This window comes from Parabacteroides distasonis, from assembly GCF_004793765.1.
Classification (GTDB): domain Bacteria; phylum Bacteroidota; class Bacteroidia; order Bacteroidales; family Tannerellaceae; genus Parabacteroides; species Parabacteroides distasonis_A.
In genome coordinates this window covers 1-841 of sequence record NZ_SRYM01000143.1, presented here as the reverse complement: position 1 = coordinate 841, position 841 = coordinate 1, and the positions used below count along the sequence as shown (strand labels likewise).

Annotated in this window: 2 protein-coding genes; both read right to left on the bottom strand. The window is 36.3% G+C overall.

All coding sequences use genetic code 11. The features are described 5' to 3' along the window. Positions 1–95: 95 nt before the first annotated feature. Positions 96–470 (bottom strand): DUF6169 family protein, encoded by a 375-nt coding sequence (locus tag E5342_RS19105; protein WP_246867182.1) that lies wholly within the window; start codon positions 468–470, stop codon positions 96–98. Positions 471–552: 82 nt separating this feature from the next. Continuing rightward, complete coding sequence (locus tag E5342_RS19480) at positions 553–702, bottom strand: hypothetical protein (RefSeq protein ID WP_168354530.1); 150 nt, start codon at positions 700–702, stop codon at positions 553–555. Between the last annotated feature and the right edge of the window lie 139 nt (positions 703–841).

Sequence of the window (841 nt, the reverse complement as noted above, 5' to 3'; positions counted from 1 at the left end):
CTTAGCCCCTATATCCTGAAGGCTTGCCCAGGCTTTGACGCCGGGGAGGAGTATAAGACCTTATGAAAGCCATATTATGCACCAAAAAACAGTCATCATTCATCTATTGGATATAAATTATTCTTTATCAATTCATAGAAGGCTTGAATTAAGACATTACGTCTTGAATTGTTTTTATTTAAATAAATAGAAACGTAAAGCTGGTAATCGTCGATTTGGGTGGAAGCATCGTATTTTATGATGCTTCCATCATTATAAACAGAATACCATTTAGAGAACAACAATCTGCGCTTCTCTTCTTTGCCATCTAAATTATCACAAACCATTATCATCGCACGGTCGTTCCTTGAGAAGAATATCCGTAACAACGAGACGATGGTCATCGCTATACGATTATCTACCGGATGAGGTCTATCCGACTCAGGCTCTATATTAAAAGTATAGACATTATCAAATGTCGGATGGTACATTGAAAAATCTATAAAGTAAGCATGATAAACAATGCCATGCTTAGTCTTAAAAGAATAATCCCAATCACTTTCCTCTACTATATCATAAGGGAGTGGCAAACTTGATTCCACGTTGTTGCGCTATTTTTTTTATATCACCCCCATTTTTGATACATTCTCGAATAATCCGCTTGTCCTCCAATATCTTTTGAAAGACAGACACAGGTTTCTTTTCTTTTTTTTTGTTATCCATAGAGGTTTAGTTTTTTACGTTATCTTGCAAAGATAGCTATATTATCTTACAAACAAAGTTTTACCACAAGATATTACAAAAATATCAGAATTTCTTACCGGACGCTTCCTCCCTCTCTCTCCGCTCCCGATTCCGGGAG

Excerpts from the sequence above, each read along its gene's own strand:
- E5342_RS19480 (WP_168354530.1), bottom strand. The coding sequence starts at position 702 with ATGGATAACAAAAAAAAAGAAAAGAAACCTGTGTCTGTCTTTCAAAAG.
- E5342_RS19105 (WP_246867182.1), bottom strand. The coding sequence starts at position 470 with ATGTACCATCCGACATTTGATAATGTCTATACTTTTAATATAGAGCCT.